The organism is Labilibaculum antarcticum, from assembly GCF_002356295.1.
Classification (GTDB): domain Bacteria; phylum Bacteroidota; class Bacteroidia; order Bacteroidales; family Marinifilaceae; genus Labilibaculum; species Labilibaculum antarcticum.
Genome location: NZ_AP018042.1, coordinates 390,770 through 406,677, shown reverse-complemented (window position 1 = coordinate 406,677; position 15,908 = coordinate 390,770). Strand labels below are relative to the sequence as shown.

11 protein-coding genes are annotated in these 15,908 nt (G+C 37.3%); 8 read left to right on the top strand and 3 right to left on the bottom strand.

Annotated features, from left to right (window positions below):
- Window positions 1–77 precede the first annotated feature (77 nt).
- The gene (locus ALGA_RS01535) at window positions 78–2,549 is read left to right on the top strand and encodes a sugar-binding domain-containing protein (RefSeq protein WP_096427622.1); all 2,472 of its coding nucleotides are present in this window, start codon (window positions 78–80) and stop codon (window positions 2,547–2,549) included.
- A gap of 16 nt (window positions 2,550–2,565) precedes the next feature.
- Here the strand turns inward: ALGA_RS01535 and ALGA_RS01530 are convergent, their stop codons facing one another.
- The gene (locus ALGA_RS01530; RefSeq protein WP_096427621.1) at window positions 2,566–3,432 is read right to left on the bottom strand and encodes an AraC family transcriptional regulator; all 867 of its coding nucleotides are present in this window, start codon (window positions 3,430–3,432) and stop codon (window positions 2,566–2,568) included.
- 192 nt (window positions 3,433–3,624) lie between these two features.
- Here ALGA_RS01530 and ALGA_RS01525 point away from each other — a divergent pair, with 192 nt between their 5' ends.
- The 5 genes from ALGA_RS01525 to ALGA_RS01505 all read left to right on the top strand — a co-directional run bounded on the left by ALGA_RS01525 (window position 3,625) and on the right by ALGA_RS01505 (window position 10,419).
- Window positions 3,625–4,641 (top strand): uroporphyrinogen decarboxylase family protein, encoded by a 1,017-nt coding sequence (locus tag ALGA_RS01525; protein ID WP_162845362.1) that lies wholly within the window; start codon window positions 3,625–3,627, stop codon window positions 4,639–4,641.
- Window positions 4,642–4,643: 2 nt separating this feature from the next.
- Window positions 4,644–5,312 carry a cobalamin B12-binding domain-containing protein gene (locus tag ALGA_RS01520; protein ID WP_096427619.1) on the top strand — a complete coding sequence of 223 codons (669 nt, stop codon included), beginning with the start codon at window positions 4,644–4,646 and terminating at the stop codon, window positions 5,310–5,312.
- A gap of 113 nt (window positions 5,313–5,425) precedes the next feature.
- On the top strand, window positions 5,426–7,690 hold the full coding sequence (locus tag ALGA_RS01515) for a U32 family peptidase (RefSeq protein ID WP_096427618.1): 2,265 nt from the start codon (window positions 5,426–5,428) through the stop codon (window positions 7,688–7,690).
- Window positions 7,691–7,787: 97 nt separating this feature from the next.
- Window positions 7,788–8,495: an RluA family pseudouridine synthase gene (locus ALGA_RS01510; RefSeq protein WP_197705670.1), complete on the top strand. Its 708-nt coding sequence runs from the start codon at window positions 7,788–7,790 to the stop codon at window positions 8,493–8,495.
- Between the two features lie 682 nt (window positions 8,496–9,177).
- Window positions 9,178–10,419, top strand: a complete 1,242-nt coding sequence (locus ALGA_RS01505; RefSeq protein WP_096427616.1) for a DUF438 domain-containing protein — start codon at window positions 9,178–9,180, stop codon at window positions 10,417–10,419.
- A gap of 75 nt (window positions 10,420–10,494) precedes the next feature.
- Here ALGA_RS01505 and ALGA_RS01500 read toward each other — a convergent pair whose 3' ends face one another.
- The gene (locus ALGA_RS01500) at window positions 10,495–10,869 is read right to left on the bottom strand and encodes a thioesterase family protein (protein ID WP_096427615.1); all 375 of its coding nucleotides are present in this window, start codon (window positions 10,867–10,869) and stop codon (window positions 10,495–10,497) included.
- Window positions 10,870–10,899: 30 nt separating this feature from the next.
- A complete protein-coding gene (locus ALGA_RS01495; RefSeq protein ID WP_096427614.1) occupies window positions 10,900–12,474 on the bottom strand; it encodes a peptide chain release factor 3 in 1,575 nt (524 codons plus the stop codon).
- A gap of 243 nt (window positions 12,475–12,717) precedes the next feature.
- On the opposite strand from ALGA_RS01495, the gene ALGA_RS01490 reads away from it, so the two are divergent.
- Complete coding sequence (locus tag ALGA_RS01490) at window positions 12,718–13,218, top strand: metallophosphoesterase family protein (RefSeq protein ID WP_096427613.1); 501 nt, start codon at window positions 12,718–12,720, stop codon at window positions 13,216–13,218.
- 378 nt (window positions 13,219–13,596) lie between these two features.
- The gene (locus tag ALGA_RS01485; protein ID WP_096427612.1) at window positions 13,597–15,864 is read left to right on the top strand and encodes an aconitate hydratase; all 2,268 of its coding nucleotides are present in this window, start codon (window positions 13,597–13,599) and stop codon (window positions 15,862–15,864) included.
- Window positions 15,865–15,908 lie beyond the last annotated feature (44 nt).

Below are 15,908 nucleotides of genomic sequence, written 5' to 3'. Positions count from 1 at the left end.
GTTTTGTAGTTTTGTGTTTTCAGATATCAATATAGATTTAATTTGATAGCTGACTTATAAAACTTATCCTGAGCATCATGAAAAAATCAATTTTAGCTTTAGTACTTCTTTTAGCAGTTACCTCATCTGGTTTTGCTGATAATTCACGAACAAATAAAGATTTTAATTTTGATTGGAAGTTTCATCTTGGAGATGTGAATGAAGCTCAGAATTCTCAATTTGACGATGCTGATTGGCGTTTGCTAAATCTTCCTCACGATTGGTCGATCGAACAAAGCTATACGACAGAAAATACGGCTGGCTCTACAGGTTTTCTACCTACAGGCATTGGTTGGTACCGAAAAACATTCGAAGTAGCTTCTGCTTGGAAAAATACAATTACTCATATTGAATTCGATGGTGTGTATCGTAATTCGGAGGTTTGGATTAATGGGCATTATTTAGGGAAACGACCTTATGGTTACAGCGCTTTTACTTACGAGCTAAGTCAATATCTAAACTACGGAGGTGAAAACACCATTGCAGTAAAGGTAGACCATTCTAATTACGCAGATTCCCGTTGGTATTCCGGTTCTGGAATCTACCGAAGTGTACGATTGGTAAATACATCTAAAGTATATGTTCCTCAGTTTGGAGCTTGGGTTGAAACTCCACAGGTTACAACACAAAATGCAAAAGTAGTTTTGGCTGTAGTTGTGAAAAATGCTGAGCGTAAATCACAAAAATTGAATATTAAAGTCTTGATAAAAGACAAACAGAACAATACAATTGCAAAAGCTGATGAAAAGCTGAGCTCTACATCTTGTGATACTGCAAATTTGAGTTTATCGCTTAAGAATCCAAAACTATGGAGTATTGAGCAAACCAATATGTACAAGGCCGAAATTCAGGTTCTATCAGGGAAAAATATAGTAGACACTTATACTGTTGATTTTGGAGTTCGATCGATTCGCTTTGATGCGAACAAAGGTTTCTTTTTAAATGATAAGAGTGTTAAATTAAAAGGAGTTTGTCTTCATCACGATGCAGGAGCCGTTGGTGCCGTATTTATTCGTGACGTTTGGAAAAGACGATTGTTAAAACTGAAAGAGATTGGTGTAAATGCCATTCGACTGGCTCATAATCCTGGTGATCCTGGTCTTTTAACATTGTGCGACGAAATGGGATTTGTGGTAATCAACGAGGCCTTGGATGAGTGGAAACGTAACAAGAGTAAATGGATTACTTCTCGTTTTGCAGATGATATGCGACCTGATTTAGAAACTGGATACGGTGATGATTTTGATGAATGGGCAGAGCGTGATGTGAAAGATATGGTTCGTTATTCGCGCAATCACCCTTCGATAATTATGTGGAGCATGGGCAACGAAATCGAATGGACCTACCCGTATTACTTTAAGATGGAGAAGAGTAATCAAGGTTTGGGTAATAAAGTTTTGGTTGAAGAAACTGGCGATGGACATGATGAGTTAAAAGAAACGGCAGAGCAGATCGAAAAATGGATCAAAGAAGTGGATCAGAGCCGTTTTGTTACTACTGGAGGAGTACTTCCCAGAGCTGGAAATATTACTGGATATTTTGATGTGCCCGATGTAATTGGTTATAATTACAGAGCGCAGAATTATGATGAAGATCATAAGAATTACCCAAATCGTCTCATGTATGGATCAGAGAATTGGGGAACTTATCAGGAATGGAAAGATGCTGTAGATCGTGATTTTGTTGCTGGTATTTTTATCTGGACCGGTATTGCTTATTTGGGCGAATCAGGTCCGTTTCCATGGAAAGGTTTAGAGATTTCTTTACTGGATTTCAGTGCATTTTATACACCTAGAGGTCATTTTTACAGAACCCTTTGGAACGATAAGCCATACACTTATTTGGCTACCAAACACGCTAAAAAAGCGCAGTGGAAATACGAAAATGGAAAGTTTATCGATAATCGGGTGCAAAATTGGTTGGATAAATGGTTGTTTGAAGATGTAGAACAAACCTGGAATTATAACGAAGGCGATTCTGTATTTGTTGAGGTTTATTCGAACTCTCCGCAAGTAGAACTGTTCGTGAACAAAAAAAGCTATGGTTTAAAAAGTCCATCTGATTTTAGCGATCATATTGTGAAATATTTGGTGTCCTATCAGGTAGGAGAAATAAAAGCAGTAGGGGTAAACGCAGATATAAAAGAAGCAGAGTATGCCATTAGAACGGCTAAGTATATATCGAAAATTGTTCTAAAAGCAGACAGAACAAATATGAATGCAAATGGCTATGATGCAATCCATATTGAGGCATTTACTCAAACAAAATCGGGCGATTTAGTTCCCGACAAAGAAATGCAGCTTTCCTTTACTATCGAAGGAGAAGGAGTAAACATTGGGGTTGACAATGGATGGGATCGGAACGTACAAAATCATAAATCCAATTTAATTGTAACTCATAATGGCAGGGCAATGTTATTGGTTCAAAGCACACGAAAAGCGGGTGAAATAAAAATATCTGCGAAAGCAGGTAAATTGGAATCCAACGAGATTGTAATTATAACGGAATAAGGTTGAGGTGTTTGTCTTATATCTTTTTATACCTTGAACGGTATTCCAGTGGTGACATATCGCTAATGCTTTTAAAACATTGGTTGAAATAGGCTACGGAACTAAAACCGCATTCAAAACCAATCTGATTGGATGCTAATTCGGTATTAATTAGTAATTGCTGAGCAAAATCAATTCGGGTTTCTTTTACATACTGAGAGAAAGTTCGTTTGGTCATTTTTTTGAAGAAACGGCAAAAAGAACTCACATTCATTTCAACTAATTTTGCTGCATTTTGCAGGCTAATATCATCCATGTAATAATTCATTACATACTCATGTACTTTCCTTATTCGAACAGATTTTGAGATAAATGAATCGGTAAAGTAATCTTTTGAAATAATAAGCTGGGGTTTTCCCTGCATAAAGAGCTCCAGTATTTTTATTAAACTTAGTAAACGTGTAAGACCCGAACTGTTGGGCAGATCTTTAATTTGATTGAAGATTTCCGACTTGTTTACATCCCAAAAATTTAATCCAAATTTAGCTTCGTCAAGCATTCTCTGAATGTTTTTCATTTCAGGGAGATTTGCGAAGTGGTTGCCAAAAATGGATCGGTTGAATTGCACGTAAGTAGATTCACAAAGCTCATGATTATCAGCTTCGAAAAAGGACGCATCGGAGAACCAGGCATGAGGAATATCTCCACCTACCAGAACCAAGTCACCTTCCTTAAATGTACTCCTATTGTTCCCAATTACGCGAATGCCGGATCCTTTGGTAATTAATAACAACTCATATTCAGGATGATAATGCCAAGTGCGTTCAAACCATTTATTGCTGTATTTGCCAACAACAAAAGATTCACCATTTCTTTTTTCGACTCTCTCAACTTTGGGGATCATTCGCTTGTTAATTGTATTCGTATTTCAAATGACAAGATAAGTGAAATCATTCTTCTCACCATGGTATTTTTGCTCAATTCGTGGTGTTAGGCAAATATAGCTAAATACAAGTCAACAAAGAGAAAGAAAACCATGTTAATATTCTTTTAATTTGTAGTAAATGAAACTGTTAAACCCAAAATACTAAACATCATGACAAAAAGAGAAGTTGTAAAAATGGTTCTTGACGGGAAAAAGCCACCGTATGTACCCTGGTCTTTTAAATTCACTGTTGAACCGAAAGAGATTCTTCAGGATTATTATAAAGAGGAAGATTTAGATATCCCTTTGGGAAACCACATTCTTAATTTAGGAAGTGATATTGGTTTTTTCGATGAGGTTGCACCTAATATGTTTAAGGACGTTTTTAACGTAGTTTGGGATCGTTCGGTTGATAAAGATATTGGAATGCCGGTTGAGGTTTTGATTAAAGAACCAAGCATGGAAGGTGTTTATTTTCCTAATCCGCATGATCCTCGATTTTATTCCAATATCGAACCTGAAATTGCAAAGAAACCAGATTTGTTTCGTGTATTCCAAATCGGATTTTCATTATACGAAAGAGCCTGGACTATGCGTGGAATGGAAAACCTGTTGATGGATTTCATGCTTTACCCTGATTTTGTTCACGAACTAATGGAGAAAATTGGTGATTACAACATAGCTCAAATTGATAAGGCATTGGAATACGATATTGATGCCGTTTATTTTGGTGATGATTGGGGCCAACAGGAAGGCCTAATCATGGGAATTGATACTTGGAAGGAATTCTTATATCCTCAAATACAGCGAATGTATAAAAGAGTTCGCGATGCAGGAAAATATGTAATGATTCATAGCTGCGGCGATGTAGATGAGTTGTTCCCATTATTGGTAGAAGCAGGATTAAATAGTTTCAATCCTTTTCAACCCGAAGTAATGGATTTGTATGAAATATTACCGATGTACAAAGGTCGATTGGCATTTCACGGAGGTTTATCTATGCAAAAAACGCTTCCTTTTGGAACTGTTGAAGATGTACTAAGAGAATCGAAGGGATTGATTGAACTTGGTAAAGATGGTGGTTATATTTTTTCACCCTCACACTCTGTGGAAAGTGATACCAGCTTAGAAAAAATATTAGCCTTTATTGATGTAGCACAAAATCAACCAACTTTTAAAGAAAATTAATCATGGAAGAATTATATATCAAACTAGCACATGCCGTTGAATTCGGTAAAATCAATAAAGTGTCTCCTTATCCTCCTAATTTAAAAGGGGAAGATGGAGCAGATGAAATAACAATTCAATTGCTTGAAAAAGGAGCTGCGGCTGGCGATATTTTAAGCAAGGCTTTGGTGTTAGGAATGGAAAAGATAGGCATCAAGTTTAGAGATAATAAAGTTTTTGTACCACAAGTGCTGATGTCTGCAAAAGCCATGGAGGGCGCTATGAAACACCTTAAGCCATTTTTTTCATCGGGTGCGGCTAAACGCAAAGGTGTTTTCGTAATTGGAACCGTCGAAGGAGATCTTCACAATATTGGAAAGAATTTGGTTTCCATGATGATAGAAGGAAATGGATACGAAGTAATTGACTTGGGTACTGATGTGAAAGCGGAAAGCTTTATTGAAGCTGCAGATAAATATCCAGGTAGTGTGATTGGTTTGTCTTCATTATTGACTACAACGATGCCAAATATGGAGAAAATAGTTAAGGCAATTAAGGCAAATAACGAAAACAGAAGGGTTTGTATCGGTGGAGCTCCTGTTAATCAAGAGTTTTGCGATAAAATTGGAGCCGACAGTTACAGTCAAGGTCCTCAGGGAGTTGTTGAATACTTAAACAGTATTGCTTCCTAAATAAGGGAACAAGATTTACATGAAGGTGATTGGGATGTTCTCAGTCACCTTTATTTATATCCTGAAAATTTGTTTCCTGAACCCAAATAAAAAATCTTTACTTTTGGCATCTCATGAAAGAGTTAGAGATTGTGACAAAAAGAAAGATTGAATTATTAGCGCCAGGAGGAGATGTTGATTCCATAAAAGCCGCAATACTTGCAGGAGCGAATGCGGTATATTGCGGTTTGGATCAGTTTAACGCTAGAAATCGAGCTGCCAATATCAGTTTTGAGAATCTGCAGGGCATTCTGCATTTAGCTCACAGCTACAATTGCGAAGTTTTTCTTACGCTCAATATCATTATAATAGAACGTGAAATTCCTGCCTTAATTAGCTTACTCAACAAATTGGTGAATACCAGTATCGATGGTGTAATTGTGCAGGATTTGGGAATGCTTTATTTGCTAAGAAAGTATTTTAAATCACTCAATGTTCATGCTTCAACTCAGCTGACCAATCACAACTCGGGTCAGATAAAATTCCTAAGCAAATTATCTTCTACCCGCGTAAATTTATCCCGCGAGCTAAATATCCACGAAATACAGCATTTAACTTCAGTAGCACATGAGAATAATGTCTTGACCGAAGTGTTTGTGCATGGTTCCAATTGCATTTCCTTTTCAGGAATATGCTATATTAGTTCGGTCTTGAGCGGAAACTCCGGCAACAGAGGACGTTGCAGTCAGCCTTGCCGCGATCAGTACATTACAACTGCAGCAGGTAAAAATTACCCTCTTAATTTAAAAGACAACTCAGCCTTTTTCGATCTAAAGGAATTGTACGAAGCTGGTGTTGATTCACTTAAAATTGAAGGAAGAATTAAGAAGTATGCTTACGTGTACACGGTGGTTGATGCCTGGAGAAAGCAATTGGATACTTTTCACAATCAGAATAAGATTGGAGAAGATAACAGCCATTTGTACAAGGTTTTCAATCGCGATTTTTCGGATACTCTGCTGAAAGGCGAGATTAGCAAAAACATGTTCATCGATAATCCTCGTGATCATTCCATAAAGCATCTTTCGGAAATTAATTCCTACGCTTCCGCTGATGAGGTAGAGGCTGGGCAGTTAAAATTATATCAGGAAAAGGAAGAGATTAAAGCTTTGGTTGAGGCTAAGATCAATCAGCTAAGTGCGAAAAAAGTGCCCTTGCAAATTCACCTTTCCGGAGAATGTGGTACTCCATTAAAAGTATCGGTGACAACACCCGAGAGAACATTTGTTGTGCATTCAGAATGTGATTTGCTGGCAAAAGGAACTCAGCCTTTGGATTATGAAATGGTTCTGAAAAGATTCAAGGCTTTCAACGATACCGAATATTTCATTGAGGAAATGAGTCTGGAGGAGATAAAGGCGGATGTTTACATTTCTTTTAAAGAGCTAACATCGCTAAAGAAAAGAATTCTTTACCTTTTAAATGGATCGAAAGAATCGCTTGAGCCAGTTCAAGTTCCTGCTATTACCAATTTGGGGCTAGAGGCCGATAAACCGAGTCTTTCGGTGTTGATTTCTTCTGAGGAAGATATTTATCTTACTGATGAAACTAAGGCCGATATCTATTTTCAATTGCCGAATTGTTTCAAAGACAAATGTTCTGATTTTACAGATTTATTTACCCGATACAAAAAGTTAATTCCTTACTTTCCTTCGGTGATTATTGGGGAAGATTACTCAATAGCTGTAGAATTTCTGAAACAGCTAAAACCAAAATTGATTGTTACAAACAATACAGGAATTGCCTACGAGGCTTATCAGTTGGGAATTGATTGGATCGCTGGTCCGCACTTAAATATTGTGAATTCGTACAGTCTACTGGCTTTAAAAGAGGCTTTGAATTGCTCTGGCGCGTTTATTTCTAATGAGTTGAACCGGAATCAGATAAAAGGGATTAAAAAACCGACGAATTTTAAATTGCATTACAGCATTTATCATCCCATCGTACTCATGACCAGCAGGCAATGTTTATTTCATCAGGTAACTGGTTGTGAGAAAAATAGAGTGGATGATACATGCATTCAGGCCTGTGAGAAATCTTCATCCATTATCAATCTAAAAAAGGAATCCTTTATGATTGAAAAATCAAAAGGAAACTATCATACCATCTACAATCAAAACAATTTCCTGAATACAGAAATTCTGAACGATTTGCCAGCTGTTTTTTCCTCTTTCATGATTGATTTACGAGATGTGAAAACTGAAACCAAGCTAGCCAGTTCGAAATCGGAACTTATTCAACTTTTTGAAAACCGATTGGAAGAGACTGCCAATTCTGAAACGATATTGAAAAAAGTCATTCAATCTACCACCAACAAGCAATACAAAAAGGGAATTTAGTTGTATGCTTAAAAGGAAAGAGTGATCTTTGCACGATCAAAAAAAATAATGTTTTAATTGCCTTAATCAGTAACATCCCGTATTCGAAATAATAATAATGATGGAAGAGAATCAGAAACCACAACATAAAGTCAAGCTAAGATTTCAACCAACGGGTTGTACTATTCTTCACGAAGATCAGGATATTATTGTTGTGGAAAAGGTTAGTGGATTGCTCACAATGGGAAGTGATAGCGAACGCACGAAAACGGCTTATCAGCATTTAACTCATTACGTAAAAAAAGGCAATCCAAAATCAAGAAACCGGGTATTTATCGTTCATCGTCTTGATAAAGATACTTCGGGCGTATTGGTGTTTGCAAAAACAGAAGCGGCAAAAGTATTCTTGCAAACCGAGTGGCAAAGTTTCAGTAAAAAATACATTGCTGTTGTAGAGGGAACATTGGCCGAAAAAGAAGGCATTATAGAATCGTACCTCACCGAGAACAGTATCCACAGGGTATTTTCGGTTCAAAATCCCAATAAGGGCAAGTTTGCTAAAACAGGTTATAAGGTTTTAAGGGAATCGAAACACTATAGCATGCTCGAAATAAATCTATTCACAGGTCGTAAAAACCAGATTCGTGTCCATTTCGCCGAACATGGAAATCCAGTTGCTGGTGATCGAATATATGGAATAAAAGGAAAGGGCGTAAAACGTCTGGCTCTTCATTCAGCATCACTTACTATACAGCATCCTTTTACAAAAAAAGAGATGACATTTGAAACAGGTATTCCTGGTTTCTTTAAACAACTATTGAAATAATACGCAAAAAAGCGAGTAAAACCCTTCGCTAAGTGCGGCGAAGGCTAAAACAGATCGGAATGCTTGCCAGCGATTTTGGCCATTGCTCGCCCGATTCGGAAATTGCTTGCCCGACTTCGCCGAATGCTCGCCCGATTTCGCCGAGCCTTATTCCGAGTTCGCCGAACCCTCGCCCGATTCACCGGATGCCCGCCCGATTTCGCCGAGCCTTATTCCGAGTTCGTCGAACCCTCGCCCGATTCGCCGGATGCCCGCCCGATTTCGCCGAATGTTCGGCGTAAAAAAATGATCTCCCATCGCTATTTTTCGCAGTTGCAGCAATTTCTTACTAGCAGAGCCGAACTTTTTCATTATTCCCTAAGCAAAGCTATAAGATAACAAACAGAGGATACAATGATTCTGTAAATTAATTTGTTTTGCCAACAAAGGAAGCATTTTCAGATTCCTGTTTTTGCTGATTTGGAAGAATGCAGCGCGACGCTAATTGGATGTTGGTTGAAAGAAAATGCAAAGTCTACACACATTAATTACCCTGATAATGCCCGAAGTGTGATTGATTATTTAATGACTCACTTTACTGCAAGTACATAAGTTTTTAAAAGTCAGAAGTAATAGTGGGTGTTGGTTTCATGGGCTTTTTATTGTATTTTTCCCAAAATAGGGTATGATCTAAAATTACAATATGTCCGAATTCATAAATAACAATCAAGCACGAGTTGATTCTTTGTACGACTTCTGCTTTCAGCTGATAAAAGGAGCGAAGGGTACTGACTTAATCAAAAAACACCAGTCTGCCATTGATCAATTGACACCAAACGATATTGTTTTGGTTGTTCACAGATTGGTTGAGGCCAATGTTCCAATGGAAGATCTTAAGCTTGGTATCAATAAAGCCTTAAACGTGTTTCACAAGGCAATTCAAAATCATCCGAAAGCGCAAGTGAGTCCAAAGCATTTTCTGGGCATTATGATGCAGGAAAATGATGAGTTGGATACTCGATTGAAAGAGATTAAGCCTTTAGCCAAAAGCATTAACAGCTTAAAAGATGGAAAAGAATTGGCTGCCGAAATGTCTTTATTAAAATCTAAGATTCAGGCATTAAGTGAGATGGATAAGCATTATCAGCGCAAAGAGAACATTTTCTTTCCTTATTTTGAAAATCAGTTTCCAGAATACAAATGCTTGGGTGTAATGTGGTCTATTCATGATGATATCCGCAGGGTTCAAAAGCAATTGGTTACTGAATTACAATCCAGTTTTATCGACCTAAAACTCATTAATAAATTGTTGGGCGATTTGTTCTTCTTCATGTATGCAATTATTTCCAGAGAGGAGTACTTGTTATTTCCGGTAGCTGTGAATGCTGTTTCCGATGAATTGTGGGATGAGATGAATAAACAGAGCTATGAAATCGGGTTTAGTTTTATTGAGACACCAGAGATTGTTAAAACGAATAAAAAATCAGTAAAGAAGGAGAGTGATATGAAAGGTGAAGAATTGGATATGGATCAATTAGGAGACACGGTACTTAATTTCGAAACTGGTTTAATGACTTTGAAGCAAGCAATGATGTTGTTCAATCATTTGCCCGTAGATATTACGATGATCGATGAAAATGATCGGGTTTGTTTCTTTTCCAATCCTAAAGAACGCTTTTTTCCTCGTTCGAAGGCAATTATTGGTCGAACCGTTCAAAACTGTCATCCACCGGAGAGTGTTCATGTGGTTGTCGATTTAGTAAACGCATTTAAAAGTGGCGAAAAAGACAGCGAATCATTTTGGATTCAAATGAAAGGACGCTTTATACTCATTCAATATTTCGCTTTGCGCGATGAGGATAATGCCTACAAGGGCTGCATCGAGGTTGGTCAGGATATTACCGATATCCGTAAACTCGATGGTGAAAAACGTTTGATGGATTAGTACTATTTGATTATACAAGAAAGCCTGCAAATTCAATCGAATTGCAGGCTTTTATTGTATTTTTAAGTTAGAACTTTACAGTCTACTCATAAATTTAACCGGGTCGATGATGTATCGAAGATGAAACGCACTTCCTATTTTTCCATCTTCGTCTGAGGCTTCAATTTCGAAACTTAGCTTTTTACCATCTACTTTTACTAATTTTGCGGTACAAGTTACAAGAGTACCAACTTTATTAGCCTTGCTGTGTTTGGTGTCAATTTGTATGCCAACACTGTCTGTGCCTTTTTCCATTTCCGGAGCAATACAGGCAAGCGCCGTATTTTCCATGAATGCCACCATTGCTGGAGTGGCAAATACTTCTAATTTACCAGAACCATGGTGTATTGCTGTGTCCAATTTGGTCACAGTCATTGTTTGTGTTACAGTTAATCCTTCTGCTAAAGCCATATAGATGTATGTTTGTATCGTAATTTATTATTAGAACTCTGATGTGAAGTGGAATTCTAGTTTCGGGTAATTGTTTTGTGCCATTTGCAGCATGTAACTTGAATCAGCAAGGAAAACATCTCTGCCATGCTTATCTTTTGCGATGAACTGGAATTTAGCCTTTTTAAATTCTGTTAGCTGTTCTTCATCATTTGACTTAATCCAGCATGCTTTGTGCAGATTAATATGTTCCCATCTACAGGAAGCACTATATTCGTGAAGTAAACGATACTCAATAACTTCAAACTGCAGAGCACCAACAGTTCCAATTACTTTTCTTCCGTTAAACTGGGATGTAAATAGCTGAGCAACCCCTTCATCCATTAATTGGTCAACCCCTTTTGCCAATTGCTTCGATTTCATCGGATCGGCATTCTCAATGTATTTAAACAGCTCAGGAGAGAAGCTTGGAATTCCTTTGAAGTTAATTTTTTCACCTTCAGTTAAAGTATCACCAATTTTAAAGTTTCCTGTATCGTGCAAACCAACAATATCACCAGGATAGGCTTCCTCAATAATTGATTTTTTCTCGGCCATAAATGCTGTAGGACTCGAAAATTTTAGTTTTTTGCCATTTCGCACATGTAAATAGGCTGTATTTCTTCTAAATACACCCGATACAATTTTCACAAAAGCAATTCTATCACGGTGGTTTGGATCCATGTTAGCATGAATCTTAAAAATAAATCCTGAGAATTTTTCTTCTGTTGGTTCAATCACTCGTTCAACAGTCTGGCAAGGACGGGGAGAAGGTGCAATCTGAATAAAAGCATCCAAAAGCTCACGAACACCAAAGTTATTTAAGGCTGATCCGAAGAAAACAGGAGCAATTTTTGCATCTAGATATTCCTGAAGATCCAGCTCAGGATAAACACCTGAAACGAGCTCAATTTCTTCTCTAAGTATTTCGGCATCATCACCTATGTATTCTTCCAATTTAGGATTGGAGAGATCGTCAAATTCAATAGTTTCCTGAATAGTTTGAGTTGCAGGAGTAAACAAGCTCAAGTTTTTCTGATAGATATTGTAAACACCTTTAAAATCAGGGCCCATATTAATTGGCCAGCTTAATGGGTTTACACTAATTTGTAATTCTGTTTCAATTTCATCCAGCAAATCAAATGCGTCTTTACCGCTTCGGTCCATTTTGTTAATGAAAACAATAACCGGAGTCTTTCGCATTCTACAAACCTGCATCAGTTTTCTGGTTTGTGCCTCAACCCCTTTCGCAACATCAATAACGATAATTACACTATCGCATGCTGTAAGTGTACGAAATGTATCTTCCGCAAAATCCTGGTGACCTGGTGTATCAAGGATATTTATTTTATGACCTTTGTATTCAAATCCCATAACGGAAGTTGCAACAGAAATTCCTCTCTGTCTTTCAATTTCCATGAAATCGGAAGTAGCCGTTTTCTTTATTTTATTAGATTTTACAGCACCTGCAACATGAATAGCACCACCAAACAAAAGTAATTTTTCAGTTAGTGTTGTTTTTCCCGCATCCGGATGAGAAATAATCCCAAATGTTCTTCGTCTTTTTATCTCTTCTTTAAACCCCATCGATAGTATTTTCTTTTAAAATAAAGCATGCAAAAGTAATCATTTTTTACTGATTATATGTGGTTAATTATTGATTAAATCGTTTGGGCTTTGACCTGATTTAAGGGATTGACATCTGATTTACTGCCTTCGTACATGCTACTCGCAGCGCTAACGATTGCTTGATATAATTTGATTTGGCCTGCATTTTTTCACGTTTCTTTTTGTAGATTTACACTTCAAAATTGCGAATAAGGAAAAATTATGAAGCGAATAGGATTACTTTCGGATACTCATGGATGGCTTGACCCGGTTGTGGTAAAGCATCTTAAGGAATGCGATGAAATATGGCATGCCGGAGATATTGGAGGAATTGAAATTGCTGATAAATTATCTGAAATTGCTCCGCTTAGAGCAGTTCATGGAAATATAGACGACCATGATGTTCGTATTGTTTACCCTAAGCACCAGCGTTTTCATTGTGAGGATGTTGATGTTTGGATCACACACATAGGAGGTTATCCCAAACATTACGATCGAAATGTCAAACCTGAAATTTTTGAGGATGCTCCACAATTATTTATTTCAGGGCATTCTCATATTCTTAAGGTTATTTTCGATAAAGAATTAAATCTGTTGCATATAAATCCAGGCGCTTCGGGGATTTCTGGTTTCCACAAAGTGCAGACAATGGTTAAATTTACAATTGAAGCAAAGGAAATAAAAGATCTTCAAGTGGTGGAATTTGGAAGTAAGGGCAAGTAGCGGTTAACTATCTGTCAAACTTTACAATATCTGAAAAAGTCTATTTTATCGAGGGGAAATTTATTGGATTAGGATGATAGTTATGCGCTTTTTTTAAGCCATCTGAAAGGTTATAAAGATTTTTAGCCCTAGCTTTTTAATATACTAAGTTTTTGTTATATTTAGATATTTAAATTTAATTATACTTAACAGATTGTTTTTTTTGCTGAAAGCCTTCTAAGCAACTGTAAGTCAGAAGTTCGGCATTTAATTAATACCTGATGTAAAATGCATAAAAAGATCGCTAAATCCGATACTATTTAATTCCTTCTACGTTTTCTTTCAGATTATAACTAGGTGCCAAATAATATATATATAAATCAAAAAATTTATCAAACTATGCTATTTGATTTTAAATTGATAAAATCTGTTTACGAACAAATGCCTGAAAGGGTGAAAACTGCTCGGAAGAATTTAGGCAAACCACTCACCTTGAGCGAGAAAATTTTATACTCACATTTATCTGCTGAGGAAAAAGGGAATAAGTTTACACGAGGAGAGGATTATGTGAATTTTGCTCCCGATAGGGTAGCCATGCAGGATGCAACAGCGCAAATGGCACTTTTGCAATTTATGAATGCAGGGAAAACTAAAGTTGCTGTTCCGTCAACGGTTCATTGTGATCATCTAATTCAAGCATCTATAGGTGCCGATAAGGATTTGGCTGATGCAAAACAACAAAATAACGAAGTATACGATTTCTTGGAATCAGTATCTCAGAAATATGGAATTGGCTTTTGGAAGCCAGGTGCTGGTATTATTCATCAGGTTGTACTGGAAAATTATGCCTTTCCCGGTGGAATGATGATTGGAACTGATTCGCATACTGTAAATGCAGGTGGATTAGGAATGGTTGCAATTGGAGTTGGCGGTGCCGATGCTGTTGATGTGATGGCAGGAATGCCTTGGGAATTGAAAATGCCTAAACTGATAGGAGTAAAGTTAACCGGGAAATTAAGTGGTTGGGTTTCTCCTAAAGATGTAATATTAAACGTTGCAGGAATACTTACCGTAAAAGGGGGTACCGGAGCTATTGTTGAATATTTTGGGGAAGGTGCCGATTCAATTTCATGTACAGGTAAAGGAACTATTTGTAATATGGGAGCTGAAATAGGGGCAACAACTTCTATTTTTGCTTACGATCGAAATATGAGTAATTATTTGCGTCTTACAGGTCGCGAAGATGTTGCTGACCTTGCAGATGTTGTAATGGGAGATTTACGTGCTGATGAAGAAGTGTACAAAAATCCGGAGATGTATTACGATCAGGTAATTGAAATTAACTTATCGGAAATGCAGCCTTATATCAACGGCCCTTTTACTCCCGATTTAGCTCATAAATTAGAGGACTTTGGAAAAGCTGTTAAAGAAAACAATTATCCTCAAAAATTAGAGGTTGGTTTGATTGGCTCTTGTACTAATTCTTCTTACGAAGATCTTTCGAGAGCAGCTTCTTTGGCCAAACAGGCAAAGGATAAGAATTTGAAGGTTAAAGCAGAATTTGTGGTTACGCCAGGTTCCGAATTGGTGAGATATACAACCGAACGAGATGGTATTTTAAAGGAGTTTGAAGACATTGGAGGAGTCATCATGGCTAACGCTTGCGGACCTTGTATCGGACAGTGGAAACGTCATGCGGAGGATCCAACTCGGAGGAATTCTATTATTACTTCCTTTAATAGAAATTTTGCCAAACGTAACGATGGAAACCCTAACACACATGGTTTTGTGGCATCACCAGAGATAGTAACAGCTTTGGCTATAGCCGGTGATCTTTGTTTTAATCCGATGACCGATACTTTGATTAATGAAGATGGTGTTGAAGTGAGATTAGATGAACCAACAGGTTTAGAATTTCCTCCAAATGGATTTGATATGAAGGATTCCGGTTACTTGGATCCTGGAACAGATGGAGGTTCACTTATTATAAATGTGAATGAGAGTTCGGAACGTTTGCAATTGCTTGCTCCATTTCAGGCCTGGGATGGTAAAAATATGAATGGCTTGAAATTATTGATTAAGGCAAAAGGAAAATGTACAACCGATCATATTTCTATGGCAGGTCCATGGTTAAGATATAGGGGACATTTGGATAATATATCTAATAATATGCTGATTGGTGCAGTTAATTATTTCAATGAGGAAACCAATTCAGTATTTAATCCGGTAAACGGCAAATACGAAGAAGTTCCGGTTACCGCACGAGATTTAAAAGCCAGCGGATTGGGCTCAATTGTGGTTGGAGATGAAAATTACGGGGAAGGATCATCAAGAGAACATGCAGCCATGGAACCAAGACATTTAGGTGTTAAGGTAGTAATTGTTCGTTCTTTCGCAAGAATTCACGAAACGAACCTTAAAAAGCAAGGTGTTTTGGGATTGACATTTGCAAACAAAGCTGATTACGATAAAATTCAGGAGAAGGATAAATTTGATGTGATCGGATTAGCAAATTTTACCCCTGGAAAAGCATTGGAATTAATTATTACGCACGAGGATGGTTCAAAAGATACTATCGTGGCGAATCATACTTATAACGATGTTCAAATTGAGTGGTTTAAAGCAGGCAGTGCTTTGAATTTAATCAGAATACAAAATGCAAAATAGACATTACACATTTCCTAACGTGAAATCAATCTCCCCGGTTGGTT